1 protein-coding gene is annotated in these 1,032 nt (G+C 67.7%); it reads left to right on the forward strand.

The window, feature by feature from the left end; translation table 11 throughout:
* Positions 1-321: 321 nt before the first annotated feature.
* Positions 322-783 (forward strand): transposase, encoded by a 462-nt coding sequence (locus tag HCC78_RS32735; protein ID WP_172332845.1) that lies wholly within the window; start codon positions 322-324, stop codon positions 781-783.
* Positions 784-1,032: the final 249 nt, after the last annotated feature.

Genomic DNA, 1,032 nt, shown 5'->3' on the forward strand with positions numbered 1-1,032 from the left:
GGGCGATCCGCCGCCGGCGGGCCGGGGCAGCGCAACTCGGCGAGCTGCGCCGCGGGAACGCCGCCCAAAGGAAGAGATGGAGGTCATGCGGAAGGCTTCGGCGCTGGCCTGGACCCTCGGAGCTGCCCATCGCGGCGCCATCGGTCCGAGCGCGATGGGCGACCGCGCGACCTGACCGGCTTCGCGGAACGGGCGGCGAAGCCGTGAAGGACAAGGTCGCCTCCATCGCCGCCCACGTCGCCAGGGCCTTGCTGATGGGTTGGTTAGCCCCTCCTGACGGCACTTGTGCCACGGTGATCCGGAAAGGATCGGGAGGTTTGGATGAGGAAGGACGTCTCCATCATCGGCATGGATCTGGCCAAGCAGGTCTTCGAGCTGCACGGGTCAACCGAAACCGGCGAAGCGGTCTTCCGCAGGAAGCTGTCGCGCAGGCAGTTCGGGGAATTCATGAAGGCCCAGCCGCGATGCCGGGTCGCCTTGGAAGCCTGCGGGACGGCGCATCATCGGGCGGGGCTGCTTTCGGCGCTTGGCCATGACGTCTGCCTGATTTCGCCGAAGTCCGTGAAACCATCCGTGAAGACCCGGAGCGAGGCGGCGTCCGGAACCGTCCGGGGGACGGTTCCGGACGCCGGACGACATGGCCGATGCCGAGGCGATTGCCGAAGCGGCGAGCCGACCGGCCATGAGGTTCGTAGAGATCAAGACGCCCGAACGGCAGGGGCTTGGCATGATCTTCAGGCTGGGAGACATGTCGGCCGGGCAGCGACCCCGGATGATCGATAGCCTGCGGGGGCATCTGCCGGAATTCGGGTTCGTTGCAGGCAAGGGCCGGGAGAACATCGCCAAGCTGGCCCCGCCTTGGAGACGGAGGACGCTTCGGAGACCCTGCCCGCCCAGGTTCGGGCCATGTCGCAGCTCTGCCCCGGGCAGATCGACGGCCTGTCCCAGCGGATCTCGGAACTCACGCGCAGATACAGGCGGCAAGCAGGCGAACTCCGCTTTCTGCCCGGCTCCGGAAGATGCCGGGGATCG

The organism is Mangrovicoccus sp. HB161399 (assembly GCF_013184745.1).
Taxonomy (GTDB): domain Bacteria; phylum Pseudomonadota; class Alphaproteobacteria; order Rhodobacterales; family Rhodobacteraceae; genus Mangrovicoccus.